The organism is Halorubrum gandharaense (assembly GCF_054654575.1).
Genome location: NZ_BAAIET010000001.1, coordinates 991,844 through 1,009,371, shown reverse-complemented (window position 1 = coordinate 1,009,371; position 17,528 = coordinate 991,844). Strand labels below are relative to the sequence as shown.

General features: G+C 67.1%; 17 protein-coding genes and 1 tRNA gene. All 18 read right to left on the bottom strand.

Features of this window, described 5'->3' with window-relative positions; translation table 11 throughout:
• Positions 1-6: 6 nt before the first annotated feature.
• Positions 7-1,104, bottom strand: coding sequence for a D-xylose 1-dehydrogenase Gfo6 (gene gfo6, locus ACYQ07_RS04765; RefSeq protein WP_459878114.1), 1,098 nt, complete (start codon positions 1,102-1,104; stop codon positions 7-9).
• 139 nt (positions 1,105-1,243) lie between these two features.
• Positions 1,244-1,316 (bottom strand) — tRNA-Thr (locus ACYQ07_RS04760).
• A 603-nt stretch (positions 1,317-1,919) separates the two neighbouring features.
• A complete protein-coding gene (locus ACYQ07_RS04755) occupies positions 1,920-3,431 on the bottom strand; it encodes an NADH-quinone oxidoreductase subunit N (RefSeq protein ID WP_459878111.1) in 1,512 nt (503 codons plus the stop codon).
• Positions 3,424-4,953, bottom strand: a complete 1,530-nt coding sequence (locus tag ACYQ07_RS04750; protein WP_459878108.1) for a complex I subunit 4 family protein — start codon at positions 4,951-4,953, stop codon at positions 3,424-3,426. The genes ACYQ07_RS04755 and ACYQ07_RS04750 overlap by 8 nt, the downstream gene beginning before the upstream one ends.
• Positions 4,950-6,986: an NADH-quinone oxidoreductase subunit L gene (gene nuoL, locus ACYQ07_RS04745; RefSeq protein ID WP_459878105.1), complete on the bottom strand. Its 2,037-nt coding sequence runs from the start codon at positions 6,984-6,986 to the stop codon at positions 4,950-4,952. Before nuoL ends, ACYQ07_RS04750 begins: the two co-directional genes overlap by 4 nt.
• A 1-nt stretch (position 6,987) precedes the next feature.
• A complete protein-coding gene (gene nuoK, locus ACYQ07_RS04740; RefSeq protein WP_459878102.1) occupies positions 6,988-7,290 on the bottom strand; it encodes an NADH-quinone oxidoreductase subunit NuoK in 303 nt (100 codons plus the stop codon).
• Entirely contained in the window at positions 7,290-7,628 is a 339-nt protein-coding gene (locus ACYQ07_RS04735; RefSeq protein WP_459878099.1) for a hypothetical protein, read from the bottom strand. The genes nuoK and ACYQ07_RS04735 overlap by 1 nt, the downstream gene beginning before the upstream one ends.
• Positions 7,625-7,894 (bottom strand): NADH-quinone oxidoreductase subunit J, encoded by a 270-nt coding sequence (locus ACYQ07_RS04730; RefSeq protein WP_459878096.1) that lies wholly within the window; start codon positions 7,892-7,894, stop codon positions 7,625-7,627. Before ACYQ07_RS04730 ends, ACYQ07_RS04735 begins: the two co-directional genes overlap by 4 nt.
• Positions 7,895-7,942: 48 nt before the next feature.
• Positions 7,943-8,404 carry a NuoI/complex I 23 kDa subunit family protein gene (locus ACYQ07_RS04725; protein ID WP_459878093.1) on the bottom strand — a complete coding sequence of 154 codons (462 nt, stop codon included), beginning with the start codon at positions 8,402-8,404 and terminating at the stop codon, positions 7,943-7,945.
• Positions 8,404-9,477: a complex I subunit 1/NuoH family protein gene (locus ACYQ07_RS04720; protein ID WP_459878090.1), complete on the bottom strand. Its 1,074-nt coding sequence runs from the start codon at positions 9,475-9,477 to the stop codon at positions 8,404-8,406. The genes ACYQ07_RS04725 and ACYQ07_RS04720 overlap by 1 nt, the downstream gene beginning before the upstream one ends.
• Positions 9,477-11,135 (bottom strand): NADH-quinone oxidoreductase subunit D, encoded by a 1,659-nt coding sequence (locus ACYQ07_RS04715; RefSeq protein ID WP_459878087.1) that lies wholly within the window; start codon positions 11,133-11,135, stop codon positions 9,477-9,479. The genes ACYQ07_RS04720 and ACYQ07_RS04715 overlap by 1 nt, the downstream gene beginning before the upstream one ends.
• The gene (locus tag ACYQ07_RS04710; RefSeq protein WP_459878084.1) at positions 11,132-11,830 is read right to left on the bottom strand and encodes an NADH-quinone oxidoreductase subunit B; all 699 of its coding nucleotides are present in this window, start codon (positions 11,828-11,830) and stop codon (positions 11,132-11,134) included. The genes ACYQ07_RS04715 and ACYQ07_RS04710 overlap by 4 nt, the downstream gene beginning before the upstream one ends.
• A complete protein-coding gene (locus ACYQ07_RS04705; protein ID WP_459878081.1) occupies positions 11,823-12,245 on the bottom strand; it encodes an NADH-quinone oxidoreductase subunit A in 423 nt (140 codons plus the stop codon). Before ACYQ07_RS04705 ends, ACYQ07_RS04710 begins: the two co-directional genes overlap by 8 nt.
• Positions 12,246-12,347: 102 nt before the next feature.
• Positions 12,348-13,625: an MFS transporter gene (locus ACYQ07_RS04700; protein ID WP_459878078.1), complete on the bottom strand. Its 1,278-nt coding sequence runs from the start codon at positions 13,623-13,625 to the stop codon at positions 12,348-12,350.
• Between the two features lie 150 nt (positions 13,626-13,775).
• Positions 13,776-14,393: a 5-(carboxyamino)imidazole ribonucleotide mutase gene (gene purE / locus ACYQ07_RS04695; RefSeq protein WP_459878075.1), complete on the bottom strand. Its 618-nt coding sequence runs from the start codon at positions 14,391-14,393 to the stop codon at positions 13,776-13,778.
• 66 nt (positions 14,394-14,459) lie between these two features.
• Entirely contained in the window at positions 14,460-15,593 is a 1,134-nt protein-coding gene (gene solA, locus ACYQ07_RS04690; RefSeq protein WP_459878072.1) for an N-methyl-L-tryptophan oxidase, read from the bottom strand.
• A gap of 87 nt (positions 15,594-15,680) precedes the next feature.
• Positions 15,681-16,859, bottom strand: coding sequence for a 5-(carboxyamino)imidazole ribonucleotide synthase (purK, locus tag ACYQ07_RS04685; RefSeq protein ID WP_459878069.1), 1,179 nt, complete (start codon positions 16,857-16,859; stop codon positions 15,681-15,683).
• A gap of 368 nt (positions 16,860-17,227) precedes the next feature.
• The gene (locus ACYQ07_RS04680) at positions 17,228-17,461 is read right to left on the bottom strand and encodes a GNAT family N-acetyltransferase (RefSeq protein WP_459878066.1); all 234 of its coding nucleotides are present in this window, start codon (positions 17,459-17,461) and stop codon (positions 17,228-17,230) included.
• Positions 17,462-17,528: the final 67 nt, after the last annotated feature.

Sequence of the window (17,528 nt, the reverse complement as noted above, 5' to 3'; positions counted from 1 at the left end):
TTGCGACTACCGGTCGGCGACCGACTCCTCGCCGCCGGTCTCGGCGGCCGCGTAGATCGCGTCGAGCGCGCGCATGTCGACGAGCGCTTCCTCCCCGTCGGGGGCGGGCTCTCGCCCCGCAAGCAGGCAGTCGGCGAAGTAGTCGAACTCCGCCTCCATCTGGTCGACGTGGCGCGTCCGAACCGACGCGTCGACGTTCCCCCGCCGGAGCGTCAGCTCTCGGTGCTCGTCCTCGAAAAACGCCGGCGACAGCGTCAGCGTCCCCTCGGTCCCCACGACGCGGAGCTCGCCGGAGCGCGCGAGGTTCTGGCTGGCGGCACACTCCGCGACCACGTCGTTCGGGAACTGCAGCGAGAACGTCGCGCGCTCGTCTGGCACGTCCGCGAACGCCTGGTGCGAGCCCCGGAACTCGGCGGTGACCGTCTCCGGATCCGCATCGAGCAGGAACCGCGAGGTGTTCAGCGGGTAGATGCCGAGGTCCGTCACGCTCGTCCCGTAGCCGGCCATATTGGGATCGAGCCGCCACTGATCGGGACCGCCGAACGACAACACGGGCTGGGTCATGTGGCCGTGCACCTGTGCGGGCTCGCCCACCAGCCCCTCGCGTATCGCTGCGCGCGCCGTCCGCACCAGCGGCTCCGTCTGCATCCGGTAGGCGCACATCAACGGCACATCGGCCGACCCGCAGGCCGCCACGAGGCGCTCGGCGCGCTCCAGCGACGCCTCCAGCGGCTTCTCACACAGCACGGCCTTCCCGTGGTCGGCGGCCGCCTCGCCGTACGGCAGGTGGACCGCGTTGGGTGTACAGACGTACACCGCGTCGTACTCGTCGGTCGCCGCTCCGTCGCGAAACGCGTCGCCCGATAGCGCCGTCGGCGTCTCTGTTTCGGATACTTCGCGAGCCACACGCTCGGCCTTTTTGGCGGACCGGCTCACAACGACGCTCGTCTCACAGAACGTCGACTCCGCGATCGCGGGAATCGCCCGGTTCCGCGTCCACCCGCCGAGCCCGACGAGCGCGAACCGCACCGGTCCGGCGTCGTCGGCCGACTCCTGCCAGTCGCGGTCCTCGATCGAGTCGAACAGCTGGCGTAGGGTCTCCATGTCGGGAGGCCGCCGGGCGCACACTAAACGCCGGCGGCCGCGGTGAGGAAGGGGTGACGGCGTGGATGACCCGGACGGTTCCGTCACCCGGGGATGGTCACAGACGCGCCGCTGGTCGAAATTGAAACGTTCGGTAGAAAGCCGGAGGAGGGATTTGAACCCTCGACCTATTCCTTACGAAGGAATCGCTCTGCCAGCTGAGCTACTCCGGCACGCATTCACTTGTACCCCGATGACGGAAATAAGGGTTCCGAAATCGGCCGACGGTGGCGAGCCGTACCGTGCGTCGGCCCGACACGCCGGCGGACGAGCAGCGAGCGATCGCCGGCGGGCTCGCGGGGTGACCCTTTTCAGAGAGCCCTGCCACCAGTACTTGTCGATGTTGGTGTTTGTCGCGCAGATAAGTGGACGATCAACACCCAATCCCAGACATCCTCAAAGGAGTATAAGGACAAACGCTAAATACGTGGTTACATCTTCATATGATGTCGTCGACACCGCTGCGCCCACCACCCTGCCGGGCGCCGGCGACGGTCCGACTCGGCCCGTTCGGACATCGGTCGCGTCACGTCCCCCACCGCGGCGCGACCACTCACCGTCGACGGCCTCGCGGCCATCGCGGGCATCACGCCCATGGCGTGTCCACGCGCGAATCGCCTCTGGACCCGAGCCGTCCGCCGCCGCACTCTTGTCATGTGACGGGCCACCCTTCGCCGCCGAGCGCTGCAGCTCTTGTCTCCGGTGCGTCAATCAGCAACAGTCCACCGGCAAAAACGTCGATCCGCGAAATCGGAGCCCTGTGAGCGACGGCCGCGCTACAGGAGCGCGGCGGCCGCGGCCTCGGCCGTCTCGATGACGGGACCGAAGCCGGGCAGGAGCAGCACCGTGCCGACGGCGGCGAAGATGACGGCGCCGTACAGCGCGGTCGGCCGCGAGTCGACGACATCGAGCGTCGATTCGCTGGCCGGGTCGTCGAGGAACATCGCCTTGACGACGCGGCTGTAGTAGTACAGCGAGAGTACGCTGTTGAGCGCGCCGATCGCCGCCAGCCACACGAAGCCGTTCTCGATCGCTCCCATGAACAGGAAGTACTTCGAGAAGAAGCCGGCAAACGGCGGCAGACCGGCCAGCGAGAACATGAACACGGCCATCGCCACGCAGGCGATGGGTGCACGCTTCGCGAGGCCGGCGTAGTCGGCGAACGTCGGGCCGACACCCCAGCGCTCGGCGAGCGCGACGAACAGGAACGCACCCGTGTTCATGAAGCCGTACACCAGCAGGTGCGCCATCGCGGCGCCCATCACGGCCTCGTTGTGCGCACCGCCAGCCTGCAGCGCGGCGAGACCGATGAGGACGTAGCCGGCGTGGCCGACCGAGGAGTACGCCAACATCCGCTTGACGTTCTCCTGAACGGCGGCCGCGAAGTTGCCGACCGTCATCGTGACGACGGCGAGGATACCGAACGCGAGCACCCAGTCGATGCCCAGGCCGACGGCGACGTCGACCGGGAACGCCTCGGTGAACAGGCGGAACGCGAGCACGAACCCGGCGGCCTTCGAGGCCGACGAGAGGAACGCGCTCACGGGTGCGGGCGCACCCTCGTACGCCTCCGGCGCCCAGAAGTGGAACGGGACGGAGGCCGTCTTGAACGCCACGCCACCGATCATCATCACGATGCCGAGCCCGGCGATGCCGACCATCCCGTCAGCGCCGGCGAGCCCGTCCGCAACGTCGCTGAGGATCAGCGAGCCCGTGGCGGCGTACACCAGCGAGATGCCGAACACGAAGATGGCCGAGGAAACGGCGCCGACGAGGAAGTACTTCAAACTCGCCTCGACGCTGCCGCGGTTCTTTTTGAGGAAGGCGACGAGCGCGTACGACGGCAGCGACGCCATCTCCATCGCGACGAACATGACAGCAAGCGAGTTGGAAACGGCGAGGAACGCCATGCCGCTCGCCGCGAACAGGACCAGCGAGTAGAACTCCGCCGGACTGTGGTGGTCGTCGAAGTAGTCGTGGGCGGCGACGACGACGAGCGCCGTCACCGACGCGAAGATGGCGGTGAAGAACAGCGCCATCGTGTCCACCTTGATCGCGTCCGCGAACAGGTAGACGGCGCCGCCGGTCGACTCGCTGCCCGTGCCGGCGATCACGAACCACGCCGTGAACGCCAGCGAGGTGAGCGCGCCGAGCGCGCTCACGACGGCCATCGACGTGTTAGAGCGGCCGTGCGGGTTGATCGTGTCGACTAACAACAGCACGAGGCCGGTGAGCACCAGCGTCAGCGCCGGCGCCAGTGCGGCCCACTGGGGGAGTGTTTCAACCATTGATGGGCACCTCCTCGACAACCGGCAGAGCAGCGTCACGGATCATCTCGAAGAACAGGTCGGGCGCGACGCCCAGCACGATGATGGCCGCTAACAGCACGGCGAGCGGCGCCACGTCGTGAAGCGGGGCGCGACCGACCTCGTAGTCGGTTTCGAGCCGGTACGGCCCGAACAGCGTCTTCTGCATGGCCAACAGCAGATAGCCGGCGACGATGACGATGCCGAACATCGCCAGCGCCGTGAACACGGGGGCATACGGGAGCGCCGGCGCGCCGAACGCGCCGACGAAGATGAAGAACTCGCCCGCGAAGCCGGCCATCAGGGGCAGCCCCATGTAGCCGAACGCGCCGGCGACGAGGATCCCCACCGCGACGGGCATCCGGTCGGCCATGCCGGCCATATCGTCGACCATGCGCGTGTGCGTCGCGTTGTAGACGACGCCGACCGCCATGAACATCAGCCCCGAGATGAGGCCGTGGGCGATCATCTGGAACGTCGCGCCGCCGACGCCGTACTCGGTGAACGCGACGAGACCCAAGATCACGTACCCCATCGACGAAACGGAGGAGTACGCGACGATGCGCTTGAGGTCCTTCTGAGCCAGCGCCAGCATCGCGCCGTAGATCACGCTGATCACGGCGATGATGGCGATGGGGATCGCGAGCATCGACGCCTGCTCGGGCAACATCGTGAAGTTGAATCGGAGCAGCGCGTACGTCCCCATCTTCAGGAGCACGCCGGCCAGCATCACGGACACCGGCGTCGGCGCCTCGACGTGGGCGTCAGGCAGCCACGTGTGGAACGGGACGATCGGCACCTTCACCGCGAATCCGGCGAACATGGCGAGGAACGCGGCCATCGCCAGCGTCCCCGGCGCTAGCCCGGCGAACGAGCCGAGCTCGCCGGCGAGCAGCGCCTGCGTGATCTCCGGCAGCGAGAACGACTCGACGGGCAGCCCGAACACCAGCGCCATGAAGCCGATGAACATCACCAGCGACGCGGCGTTCGTGTAGACGAAGAACTTGATGGCGGCGTACTTCCGGCGCGGACCGCCCCAGACGCCGATGAGGAAGTACATCGGCACGAGGACGGCCTCCCAGAAGATGAACCACAGGAAGAAGTCGAGCGCGGTGAACACGCCCAGGAGGTTTGCCTCCATGAACAGCATGAGCCCGTAGAACTGGCTCTGCCGTTCGTCGATGGGCGTCCACGCGCTGACGATCGCCAGCGGAATCAGGAACGTCGTGAGCACGACGAGCGGCAGGCTGATGCCGTCGAGCCCGACGTACCACGACAGCGAGCGGCCGCCGACCTCCAGCCACTCGAACTGCGACTCGAACGCGATGGTGGAGCCCGCATGCAGGGCGTTACCGACCGCGTCGAACTGTGACCACAGGTAGATGCTCCCGACGAAGGGAACCAGACTGAGCGCGAACGCGAGCCGGCCGGCCCACTCGTCCGGAGCGAGCATGACGGCCAGCGCGCTCGCGAACGTGAATGCGATGAGCGCTTCGAGTATCACAGGAACCACCCCCCGGTAACCCCGAGGATCAGAATCAACGCGATCAGCCCGAGCGTCAGCATGGCCGCGTAGTGGGTGACGAGGCCGGTCTGGATGCGACGGACCCGCTGGCCGGCGGCGAGCGCGACCGAGGAGGTGCCGTTGACGACGCCGTCAATGACCCCCTGGTCGAACGTGTCGGCGCCGCCCGCAACGTCCTGCGTGCGGTAGCCGAGCCACACCTGCACCTCGTCCTGGTAGTAGTTGTTGTACAGCACGTCCTTGGCGCCGCCAAGCTTCTCGGTGTGCTCGGTCGGCTCCGGGACGTTGTAGAGCTTCCACGCGACCAGCAGCCCGAGCACGGCGAGGCCGAGCCCGAGGCCGGCGGCGACGAGCAGCGTCGTCACCTCGCTGCCGCCGATCGTGCCGGCGTCGTAGCCGGCGTAGGTGGCGAGCAGGTCGTTGTAGTGGGAGTAGCTCACGCCGTCGATGCCGCCCCAGCCGTTGTCGAGCCACTGGGTGAGGAAGTCGATCCCCTCGACGCCCAGCAGCTTCTGGACCGGCACCATGTTGACGAAGCCGGCGACGACCGCCAGCACGCCGAGCACGGAGAGCGGTCCCTTCACGTTCCAGCGCACGGCGTGCGGGTCACGCGCCGTCTCGGAGCGCGGCTCGCCGTGGAAGGTCAGGAAGACCATCCGGAACGTGTAGAACGCGGTGACGGGCACCGCGAGCAGTCCCATGATCCAGCCGCCCAGCAGCAGCGGCTCGTTGAGACCGTGGATGAACGCCTCGTAGAGGATCTCGTCTTTCGACCAGAAGCCCGAGAACGGGAAGATGCCGGCGAGCGCCAGCGACCCCGCGAGGAACGTCCAGTAGGTGACGGGCATCTTGTCCTTCAGACCACCCATGTCCCACATGTTCTCGTTGTGGTGCATCGCGATGATCACCGACCCGGCGCCGAGGAACAGCAGCGCCTTGAAGAACGCGTGGGTCATCAGGTGGAAGGTCGCGGCCACGTACGAGCCCGCGCCGAGCGCGAGCATCATGTAGCCGTACTGCGAGATGGTCGAGTACGCCAGCACCTGTTTCAGCTCGTCTTTGACGACGCCCATCGTCGCCGCGAACAGCGCCGTGAACCCGCCGACGAACGCGATGATCGCGAGCGTCGTGGGTGTCAGCGCGTAGAATCCGAACATCCGGGCGATGAGGTAGACGCCGGCCGCGACCATCGTTGCAGCGTGGATGAGCGCGGAGACCGGCGTCGGACCCTCCATCGCGTCGGGGAGCCAGGTGTGCAGCGGGAACTGGGCGGACTTGCCGACCGCACCGCCGAGCACGAGGAGGCCGACGAGCGTGAACCACTGCTCGACGCCGAGGCCGAGCGGCGTCCACGCGTCGAACTCGCCGTTGAGCGCCTGTTCGGCGAGGACGGGGAACGACCCGTCGCCGGCGAACTGCGCGGTGCCGAACGTCGCGAACACCGCGACGACGCCGACCAGGAAGAAGTAGTCACCGAAGCGGGTGACGAGGAACGCCTTCTTCGCGGCCGACGGCGGCCCCTCCTGACGGAAGTGGAAGCCGATCAGCAGGTACGAGCAGAGTCCCACCAGCTCGAAGAACATGAACGCCATCAGCAGGTTGTCGGCGACGACGAACCCGAGCATGGAGGCGGTAAAGAGGCCGAGGCCGGCGTAGTAGCGCGGCAGGCCCGTCTCGCCCTCGTCGTTCATGTAGCCGAGCGAGAACACGTGGACCAGCAGCGCGATGAGCGTCACGATGACGAGCATCAGCGCCGACAGCGGGTCGATGAGCAGCCCGAACGTCAGCTCGAACTGGTCGCCGCCCGCCCACGTGTAGATCGTCTCGTTGTACGTGCGCCCGCCGAGGACGGTGACGGCGACCCAGATCGACAGCAGGAACGACCCTGCGGCCGCGGCGATGCCGCCGAATGCGCCCCCTTTGGGGAGGTACTTGCCGGCGCCGAGCGCCACCAGGAACGAGAAGAACGGCAGCAGCACGATGGCCGGCACGTATGCGAACGCGTCTACCATCTTACCACCTCATCTCCGTTGGAACAGTCACGTCAGTATCACCGAAGTTACGATACAGCACGAGGATGATGCCGATCCCGATGGCGACCTCCGCGGCGGCCAGCGCGATCACGAACAGCGCGAACACCTGCCCGGTCAGGTCGCCGTAGTAGGCGGCGAACGCGATCAGGTTGATGTTTGCGGCGTTCATCATGAGCTCGACGCTCATCAGGAAGTACAGCGCGTCACGCCGCGTGAGCACGCCAAACAGGCCGATACAGAACACGCCGGAGGCTAACAGGAGGTACCACTCGACGGGCACCATTACCGGTCACCTCCGCCGGGGAACGCCTCGCCGACGGTCGCAGCGAGCGACTCGTCCTCCTCGCGTCGCGCGAGGTAGATGGCGCCGTCGACCGCGACGTCGAGTGCAACCGCGACGATCAGGAACGCCGCGAGGAACCCCTCGGAGGGGATCGTCGCGACGCCGTGGTCGCCGAGGTTGAACAGGGCGTAGCCGATGTTGTGAACGACCGATTCGCCCTCCGGGAAGCCGGCGGCCTCGCCGAACTCCGACGTGAGGACCGTCGCGGCCATCACGCCGAAGAGGATGAGGACCGTCAGCCCCGGAACGAGCCGGCCGCCGATGTCGTCGTTGCTCATACGCTGTTCACCTCCGTCTCGTCAGTGTCCGATCGCGTGAGCATCACGGCGAACGTGACCAGAATCAGGACCCCGCCCACGTAGACGAGGATCTGCATGGCGGCCAAAAACTCCGCCTGCAGCATCACGTAATGGACCGCAACGCTCGTGAGCGCGCCGCCGAGCAGCAACGCGGCGTGGAACACGTCGCGTGCCAGGACGACGCCCAGGCTGAACGCCAGCGTAACCGCGGCGAACAGCGCGAACGCGATGGTTTCATAGACCATTGTAGTTGTCTCCTTTGAGAGTGCCTTTGTAGATTTCGAGACGTCGCGCTACTGGTAGTCGACCTCGCCGTCGCCCTCGCCGATCCACGCGCTCCGGTCGGGATTGCGGGATTCGAGGGGGTCGATACCCTTGTACCACGGGACGTTCTTGAGCTGTTCTTTGTTGTACACGAAGTCGTCTTTCGTGTCCGCGGTGAACTCGAAGTTCTGGGTGAGCAGGATGGCGTCGACGGGACAGACCTCCTCACACAGCCGGCAGTAGATACACTGCCCGATGTGGAGGTTGTACTGCTCGCCGTTGCGCTGGTCGTCCTGAACGATCTGGATCGTGTCGTTCGGACAGACGTTCTCACACTGCCGGCACCAGATACACCGCTCCTGACTGAACTTGTGGACGCCGCGGAAGCGCGGGCTCACGTCGGGAGCCTCCTCCGGGTACTTCACGGTGAAGGTGTTCCCGTCGAGCGCGTGCTTCATCGTCGTCGCCATGGATTTCATGAGTCCGATCATTAGACGATCACCCCCACGATTACGGCCGTGAGCACCAGGTTCGCGAACGACAGCACGAGCATTCCTTTCCAGCCGATCTCAATGAGCTGGTCGATGCGCACCCGGGGCAGTGCCGCGCGGCACCACTGGGTGAACAGGAAGAAGGCCCACACCTTCACCACGAACCAGATGAAGCTGATGGACTCCGGTCCGGGGCCTGCGGCGCCGCCGAGGAACGTCAACGCGAGGATGGCGCCGCCGAGGAAGATGTGGACGAACTCCCCGAGGTAGAACAGCACGAAGTACGCCGAGGAGTACTCCGTCTGGTACCCGCCGACGATCTCGGTGGGCGCCTCGGGAATGTCGAACGGGTTCCGTCCGATCTCCGCGAGGTTCGCGACCATGAACAGCGCGAAGGCGAACGGGTTCACGAGGGCGTACCACGCCGGAACGGCGAAGCCGCCGATCGTGAACAGCGTCTCGGACTGCGCGGCCGCGATCCCGCTCGTCTGGAGCGTGCCCGCGAAGAGGACGACGGACATCGCCGTCACGATGAGCGGGATCTCGTACGCGAGGTTCTGCGCGACGGCCCGAAGACCGCCGAGGAACGAGTACTTGTTGTTGGATGCGTAGCCGGCCATCACCAGCGAGACGGAGGCGATGGAGGCGAACGCGAACACCAGCGCCAGCCCAACTTCGGGGTCGGCAAGCTGGAGGTTAACCGGGCCGAGGTGGCCCATCGGGATGACGGCGAAGCCGAGCAGCGCGGACGCCGGCAGCACGATGGGGGCGATGTCCCAGGTCGGGCGGTCGACGTTCTCCGGGATGATCAGCTCCTTCGCGAGGAGCTGGACCGCAGCCGCAGGGATGATGAGCAGCCCGAAGGGGCCGATCCGGTCGACCGCGACGCGGTCGGTGAACGCCGCCGTGATCTTCCGTTTCGCCCACGGACCAGCGACGCCGGTGAACGCGAGGATGATGTTCCCGACGACGAACGCCGCGATGAGCGCGGCGACGACCTCACCGATGACGCCGGGAAGCCCGAGCGTGTCCGCGATGAACTCGGGGAACAGCTGTGCCGGGGCCGCTGCCATCAGCGGTCCACCTCCCCGAGCACGATGTCGAGGCTGCCCAGCGCGGCGATGACGTCGGGGATGTACTCCCCGTTGGCGATCTCCGGCAGGGTCTGGAGGTTCGAGAAGCAGGGCGAGCGGATCTTGAAGCGGGCCGGCTTGTCCGTCCCGTCCGCACGCATGTAGATGCCGAGCTCGCCTTTGGCGGCCTCGACGGCGCGGTAGATCTCCGTGTCGTCGTCCGGGCGAAGCGTCCGGGGGACGTTCGCCTGGATCGTCCGCTCCTCCTCGGGCCAGTCCTCGAGCAGGTCGATACACTGCTCGATGATCTTGGCGGACTCCTCGACCTCCTGCATGCGTACGAGCAGGCGGCTGTAGTTGTCACAGCCGTCCTCCGTGATCACGTCCCAGTCGAGCTCGTCGTAGTAGCCGTAGGGGTCGTCACGGCGAAGGTCGTAGTCGACGCCGGAGCCCCGAAGGACGGGGCCGGTGGCGCCGTAGTTCTTCGCGACCTCCGGCGGCAGGATGCCGGTGTCGATCGTCCGCATCTGGAAGATCTCGTTGGACGTGATGAGGTTGTGGTACTCCTCGACCGAGCCGGGCAGCTGGTTGAGGAAGTCGCGCGTCTTCGAGAAGAACTCCTCGCGCGGCTCCGGCAGGTCCCAGACGACACCGCCGAGTCGGAAGTAGTTGAACATCATCCGCTGGCCCGTCAGGTCCTCCAGCAGGTCCTGCACGCGCTCGCGGTCGTTGATGGCGTACATGAACGTCGCCGTGAAGTCGCCGTTAACGTCGAGCGCGAACGTCGCCAGTGCGAGCATGTGCGCCGCGATACGGCACATCTCCGCGCCCATCGTCCGGATGACCTGCGCGTACTCCGGCACCTCGATCTCCGCGAGGTCCTCCGCGGCGCGCGCGTACGCCCACTCGTTGAGCAGCCCCGCCGAGATGTAGTCCCAGCGGTCGGGGTACGGCATGATCTGGTGGCGGTAGGTGCCGTTCTGGGCCATCTGCTCCTCACAGCGGTGGAGGTAGCCGATGTCCGACTCCACGTCGACGACCTGCTCACCGTCGAGCACCGTCTTCAGGTGGAGCACGCCGTGCGTCGCCGGGTGGTGGGGCCCGATGTTGAGGAACATCGTGTCGGAGTCGGAGTCCTGGTGATGGTCCGCAAGCGGGTTGGCGTGCTCGGAGAGCGCCACCATCTGCGGCTGGTCCTTGTCGTAGCTCCGTGACAGCGGATGTCCCTGCCAGGTCTCCGGCAGGAGGATCCGGCGCAGGTCGGGGTGGTCGTCGTAGTCGATGCCGATCAGGTCGTACGCCTCGCGCTCGTGCCAGTCGGCCGTCCGGAAGACGGGCTCGGCGGACTCCGAGACCGGGTTGTCCTTGTCGGCGGGCACCACGACGCTGACCTCGTTGGTCGGGTCGTCGAACTGCTTGAGGTGGTAGATCGACTCGTAGCGGTTGTCGTACTCCTGTGCGGAGACTAAAGAGAGGTGGTCGAAACCGGCCTCCCGTTTGAGCAGCGAGAGCGTGTCCTGGACGGCGTCCGGCCGGATCACGAACGCGGGCGCGTTCAGGTGGTCGTCGCGCGCGACGACGCGGTCGCCGAGCAGCGCCTCCAGCTCCTCGGGAGTGCGCTCGACGGCGCCGTCGGCCTCGGGGTCTTTCAGGCTCATGGCGAATCAGCGAAGTTGTATCGCATCACGAGGTCGTCGTCGTCGACCTGGTCGGCGAGGTGGTTGACGAGCTCGTCGCGGTCGAGATCGGAGAACTGTTCCAGCTCGTAGGGTTTCACCGTCACGGGCGAGGCCTCGCCGTTGGCGACGCGCTCCTGCAGCTTGGCGACGCCGTACACGAGTGCCTCCGGACGGGGCGGGCAGCCGGGGACGTGGATGTCGATCGGGATGACCTCCTCGGCACCCTTGATGACGTTGTACCCCTCCTGGAACGGGCCACCGGAAATGGTGCACGACCCCATGCCGACGACGAACTTCGGCTCGGGCATCTGGTCGTAGACGCGCTTCATCCGCGGGGCGAACTTCGAGACGATCGTCCCGGGGACGATCATCACGTCCGCCTGTCGCGGGGATGCGCGGGGGACACCCGACCCGAAGCGGTCGAGGTCGTGTTTCACCGCGTAGGTGTGCATCATCTCGATGCTGCAGCAGGCGATCCCGAACTGCAGCATGAACATCGAGGACCCACGACACCAGTTCATGAACTTGTCGAACTTGGTGAGGATGAACGGCGAGGAGCCGAACGCCTCGCGCAGTCGGGAGTTGAACCGGTCTCCCTGGCCGCTCATGCGGCTATCCCGGGTCTTCGTTACGACTTGTGATTCGTCGGTGATGAAGGGTTGGTCGCTACTCATAGTTGGTCTCACGCTCCGTCTTCCGCGCGGTCGCACGGGGGCTTTTACTCCACTGTACTGCACCCGTCCGCCACGCCCACACGAGCCCGATCGTGAGAATACCCACGAACGCCAGCATGGGCCAGAGCAGGTCGATCATCGGGACGCCGGCCTCCAGCGCGGGGCGGTAGATCACGACCCACGGGAAGAGGAGAACGGTCTCGATGTCGAACACGACGAACAGCAGCGCAACCATGTAGTACTGGATGTTGAACCGGATGCGCGTGTTGCCCGTCGGGATCTCGCCGGACTCGTAAATGGTGCTTTTGCCTTGTTCCGGCACGCTTGGACGGATGAGCGCCGACACTGCCATCATCCCCAGCGGGATGAACAGGCCGACGACCGCCAGTGCGCCGATCGCTATCCAATCGCTCATATAGGTCTCCGTAACGTGCGCGAATTTGACCCGCCCCCTCATAAGCGTTGATTCTCGTGCGTGCGGGCCCGCCGTGCGGGCCCGCGGTCGCTAACGCCCGCTTCAGTCCGTATGGGCCCGCTCCGGCTGTCGCGGGAGCAGCACACAGCAGGCCGCGCCGGCGGCGACGAGCCCCGCGAGCAGCAGGAACACCTCGTCAAAGTAGTTCGCCTCCGCGAGCGCGCCGGCCACGATCGGGCTGCCGGCACCGATCACCATGTAGCCGGTCCGGAGCGCGCCGAGCCCGGACCCCTGTACGTCGGCCGGTAGCGAGTCGGTGAGATACGTCAGCGTCACCGTTGCGTAGCCGAGCAGACTGCTCAAGAACAGGGTAAGCGCGACGAGTCCGCCGACGGAGTCGACGAACGGGAGCGCGGCGAGTGCAGCCGTCGCCGTCAACAGGATAACCGGGAGCGTCCGCCGGATGCCGGCCGCGTCGTACGCTCGCCCCGCCATCGGCTTGACGAGCACGCCCATCGCGAAAAACCCGCCGAACAGCAGGGTTGCGGCCGTCGCCGAGAACCCCTTTTCGTCGATGAGGTACGTCGGGTAAAAGCCGGTGAATGCCTGCCACGCGCAGTAGCCGAGCGTCTGGATCGCGGTGACCAGTAGCACCGGACGACGCCGCAGCGACATCGCCACGTCACGGGCGCTCGAAGTCACCCGCGAGAGCGGCGACACGTCCGGGGAGCTCCTGCCGTCCACCGCCGCGTCCCCTTCCGCGCTCGACTCGTCGTCGGCGTCCGGGCTCGGCACCCACACCAGGATTCCGACCCCCGCGATGACGAAAAGCGGGATCGCGAATCCGAGCCCCACCTGCCACGTGAGCGTGACGGCGAGAAATCCAGCAAGCGGCGGAAGCAGGGCGTTACCGAGGTCGCCCGCCGCCATCGTCACGCCGATTGCGGTGCCGTCGTTCTCCGGGTAGACGTTCGAGAGAATGGTGAACCGGGAGACGCCGTACAGAGCCGTACTGAGCCCGAACAGGGCGGTCGCCGCGAACAGCAAGGTGACTGAACCGGAGGCCACGACCAGCCCCAGCATCGCCCCCGAGACGAACGTGCTGACGACGAGCACCGCTCGCTCGCCGAACCGGTCGGCGAGGACGCCGCCGGGGAGTTGACCGAGCGCGTACGCGAGCCACAGCGTCGACAACAGGAGCCCGGCGGTCCCGAGGCCGATCCCCTCGGCTTCCCTGAGGTGCGGGATGACGGCCGGGTACACCAGCCGGACGCCCAACGAGAGGAACCAGCCGAGCGCAACGACGATGAGAATGGGTGTACGCGGATCGCTACGAAGGGTCGTAAAGCCGGTCCGGGCGCGTTCGATCGGAGAGGTCACTGTAACGGTCGGACCGTCGAACGGTACGAATAAACGGAGTCGGGTACCGGGAAACTCGGCCGGTACGGGAGAACGTTCGTGAGGGACCGAGCGGCTCCCAGTCGCGCGTGAAAGGGTGAGCGTGGACTCGTCCTACGCACCCATACCGGGCTACTCGCCGTGTTTCTCGCGGAATCCGTCGATGCCGAGGTCGTGGAGGTCCGCGGAGACCCCCGCAACACCACCCTTGAGATCCTCGTGATACTCGACCAGCCGCTCCTCGACCGTCTCGTGTTCGCGCGCGAGTATCTGTGCGGCGGAGAGCCCGGCGTTGAACGACTTGCCGGCGTCGACCGCGACGATGGGGGCGCCCGTCGGCATCCCGATGACGGAGTCGACGGACTTCTCCTGGACCGGCACGCCGACCACGGGAATCGGGTACGCCAGCGACGCGGTCATGTTCGGCAGGTCGGCGGACTTGCCGCCGGCGCCGGCGACGATCACGTCGAGCCCGCGGGCGGCCGCGGTGTTGCCGTACGCGTACATCAGCTCCGGCGTCCGGTGTGCGGAGACGACGTAGCTCTCGTAGGTGAACCGGGCGTCCGGCGGCTCCGCAAAGTCGGTCTGCTCGGCGAAGCCGAGCTCGTCGAGTGCCTCGTAGGCGCCCTCCATGACGGGGAGGTCGGAGTCCGACCCCATGATGATCCCCACGTCCGGGGTGGTGTCGGGGTCCGCGCCCGCGTCGGCCTCCGATTCGAGTCGGTCGATCAGGTCCTGCACCGAGGTCATGGACGGGCGTTCGGCGGAGACGCTTAAGGAACTCCCGGATGGGGCGAGCGCAGGACGACGACCCCGTTACTGGAACCGGTCGAGTCCGAACAGCCCGACCTCGTGGTCCGTCTCGCCGTCGACGGCGATGTCGGCGAGCACCTCGCCGATGGCGCTCGCAAATTTGAACCCGTGACCCGAAAAGCCCGCGCCGACCGTCACTTGTGGTGCGTCCGGCAGTCGGTCGAGCACGAAGTGCGAATCCGGCGTGTTGGTGAACATGCAGGTGGCCAGCCGGAGCGTGGGGCCCGCGCCGGCGGGGAAGTGGCGCTCCGCGTAACTCCGCAACAGCTCCTCGTCGGCCGGCCCCGGCTCCCGAAGCCCGTCGTCGGCGTCGACGGACTCTTCGAGGTGGTTGAACTTCCCGAACTTGAACCCGGGCACGTCGTGCCGCGGGAAGCCGTAGTAGTGGCCGTCGTCGGCCGCGTGGACGAAGATCGGGAATTTCTCGGGGTCGAAGGCTTTCGGACGGTTCGGCCGGAGCCACGCGAGTACCTGTCGTTCGGGGACGGCGACGCCGCGAAGCTCGGGGACGAGTTTCGGCGCCCACGCGCCCGCCGTGACGACCAGTCGGTCGGCCTCGTAGCTCCCCTTCGGCGTGGTCACCCTGACGCCGCCGTTCGGGAGCGTCGCGTAGTCGGCCATCGGCTCGCGAGCGCGGATCTCGGCGCCCGCCCGCTGGGCCGCCTCGACGTGGGCGATGATACACTGCTCGGGCACCACGAACCCGCCGTCCGGCTGGTACACCGCCCGGTGCCCCTCGGGCAGGTCGTACCCCGGGAACCGCTCGTTGCACTCGGCCGCCGTGAGCAGCTCGTGGTCGAGATCGTGGGCCGAACAGGAGGCGAGCGATCCTTCCACGATCTCGCTGTCGGGCGGACCGGCGTCGATGCCACCGGTGACGTGGAGGAGGTCTCGCCCCGTCTCCGCCTCCAGGTCCCGCCACAGGTCGTAGGCGCGCTCGACGAGTGGCACATACGCGGGGTCCTCGTACTGCGGTTTGCGGATGATCCGGGTGATCCCGTGTGAGGACCCACGTTCATGTGGCACGTCATAGCGCTCGAGCCCGAGCACGTCGAGCCCGCGGTCGGCAAGGTGGTACGCCGCCGCGCTCCCCATGCCGCCGACGCCGACGACGACCGCGTCGTACCGTTCGGTCATGGGCGGTGCTCTCGGCGCGATGAAAAGTAGCTGACGAACGGGGCAGTCGGCGCGGACAACGGTCAGCGTGGGCCGGTCCGAGAACGGCTACTCCGCCCGGAACGTGACGCCGTCACGAAGGTCTCGCGCACGCGAGAGGAGGCGCTCGCGGTCGTCGTCACCCTCTTCAGTCGTCTCATCGCCATCGGTCACCGTCAAATGCCCCATCTTCCGGAGGGGGCGCACGTCGTCTTTCCCGTACCAGTGGAGGTCGGCGTCGGGCGCCGCGAGCACGGACTCGACGTGCCGGAGCGTCGCGGGCTCGGTCTCGTCCACGTCCCCGAGCAGGTTGGCGGTGACGGCGGGCGCGACTTGCTCCGTGGGGCCGAGCGGCCAGCCGAGCACCGCGCGGACGTGGTTCTCGAACTGGGAGGTGCGCGCGCCCTCGATGGTCCAGTGGCCGGAGTTGTGCGGCCGGGGGGCGATCTCGTTGAGCAGCACTGCTCCCTCGCTGGTCTCGAACAGCTCGATCCCGTAGACGCCGCGACCGTCGAGCCAGTCGAGCACGTCCTCAGCAACCTCCTGCGCCCGGGCGATCACGTCGTCGTCCGCCCGCGCCGGGGTGACGCTCTCGCGGAGGATCTCCTCGCGATGGACCGTCTCCGTCACGGGATAGGTGCGCGTCTCGCCGTCGGCGCCTTTCACGCCCATCACCGCGATCTCGCGCTCGAAGTCGACGAGCTCCTCGGCCATCGCGTGCGTGCCGAGTTCGTCAAGGACGGCGGCGGCCTCCTCCGGCTCCTGGGCTGGAAGGTTGCCCCGGCCGTCGTACCCTCCCTCACGGGCTTTCACCATCGCGCCGCCGAACTCCTCGACCACGCGTTCGAGCCCGTCGGCGGTCGCCACCGCCGCGAACTCCGGCACGGGAATTCCCGCATCCGCGAGCGCCTCCTTTTGAACCAGTTTGTCCTGAATGGTCCGCAGGGTGTCGGGGTCCGGATGAACCGGCACGTCGTGTTCGGCCGCCGCCTCCGCGAGCAGGTCGGGGTCCGCGAGCTCGATCTCGAAGGTGAGCGCGTCCGCCCGCGCCGCGAGCGCGTCGATCCCCTCGGGGTCGTCGAACTCCGCGACGATCTGGTCGCGCACGACGGGCGCCGCCGGGCAGTCGGGCGTCGGGTCGAGCACGACGATCTCCACGCCGAGCGGCGACGCCGCCTCCGCGAGCATCCGGCCGAGCTGTCCCCCGCCGACGACGCCGAGCGTCGGCCCGGGAAGGGTCACTGACATACCCGCCAGTACCGAACATCGGTGCATAAACGTTGCCAACTTTACCAGCGTTCGATCCGTGGGCGTGGATCGAACGGCGGGCGCCGCGCGCTTATAAGATGGTAGGGAAAGGAAGGAGTCGTCCTTTTGAACTCCTGCGGTGGCGCGCCCGGCGAGCGCCCACCGGGCGCGAGCCGGCGCGCGAGGGAGGCAGCGGTCGCCGGCGGCGCGGTTTCCCGCCGGCGGCCGTCTGCCGAGGCTGGGGAGGCGTGAGGTGCGGTGCAGTTGCGGTCGGGTGGGGCTTTGGAAGTGTTCGCCGTCGCACTTACTCCGAGAACCGCTTATAAGCGACCGACGGCCTCACCGAGATCATCCACCCCACGAACCACTTATAAGCGCTTCGTGTATGTCGCCTGTTTCGGCGTGTAGCCCTCGCGCTCGTACAGCCGGCGGGCGCCGTCGTTCTCCCACTCGGCGGATAGCCGGAGGAAATCGCAGTCCTCGGCCGCGGCCAGCTCCTCGGCTTCGGACAACAGTCGCGTGCCGTGACCCTCGCCACGATGCCCCTCACGGACGAAGCGGTCGTTGACGGCGTCGTCCGGCGTCGCCTCTCGAACACGCATACCGGAACGGGAATCCCGCGCCGGCTTGGTCCTGACACGGGAGCGTCACTCACTCGCACACCGGTCT

Coding starts and splice junctions, on each gene's coding strand:
- gfo6 (WP_459878114.1), bottom strand. CDS start 1,104: ATGGAGACCCTACGCCAGCTGTTCGACTCGATCGAGGACCGCGACTGG.
- ACYQ07_RS04755 (WP_459878111.1), bottom strand. CDS start 3,431: ATGGTTGAAACACTCCCCCAGTGGGCCGCACTGGCGCCGGCGCTGACG.
- nuoL (WP_459878105.1), bottom strand. CDS start 6,986: ATGGTAGACGCGTTCGCATACGTGCCGGCCATCGTGCTGCTGCCGTTC.
- nuoK (WP_459878102.1), bottom strand. CDS start 7,290: ATGGTGCCCGTCGAGTGGTACCTCCTGTTAGCCTCCGGCGTGTTCTGT.
- ACYQ07_RS04735 (WP_459878099.1), bottom strand. CDS start 7,628: ATGAGCAACGACGACATCGGCGGCCGGCTCGTTCCGGGGCTGACGGTC.
- ACYQ07_RS04730 (WP_459878096.1), bottom strand. CDS start 7,894: ATGGTCTATGAAACCATCGCGTTCGCGCTGTTCGCCGCGGTTACGCTG.
- ACYQ07_RS04725 (WP_459878093.1), bottom strand. CDS start 8,404: ATGATCGGACTCATGAAATCCATGGCGACGACGATGAAGCACGCGCTC.
- ACYQ07_RS04720 (WP_459878090.1), bottom strand. CDS start 9,477: ATGGCAGCGGCCCCGGCACAGCTGTTCCCCGAGTTCATCGCGGACACG.
- ACYQ07_RS04715 (WP_459878087.1), bottom strand. CDS start 11,135: ATGAGCCTGAAAGACCCCGAGGCCGACGGCGCCGTCGAGCGCACTCCC.
- ACYQ07_RS04710 (WP_459878084.1), bottom strand. CDS start 11,830: ATGAGTAGCGACCAACCCTTCATCACCGACGAATCACAAGTCGTAACG.
- ACYQ07_RS04705 (WP_459878081.1), bottom strand. CDS start 12,245: ATGAGCGATTGGATAGCGATCGGCGCACTGGCGGTCGTCGGCCTGTTC.
- purE (WP_459878075.1), bottom strand. CDS start 14,393: ATGACCTCGGTGCAGGACCTGATCGACCGACTCGAATCGGAGGCCGAC.
- solA (WP_459878072.1), bottom strand. CDS start 15,593: ATGACCGAACGGTACGACGCGGTCGTCGTCGGCGTCGGCGGCATGGGG.
- purK (WP_459878069.1), bottom strand. CDS start 16,859: ATGTCAGTGACCCTTCCCGGGCCGACGCTCGGCGTCGTCGGCGGGGGA.
- ACYQ07_RS04680 (WP_459878066.1), bottom strand. CDS start 17,461: ATGCGTGTTCGAGAGGCGACGCCGGACGACGCCGTCAACGACCGCTTC.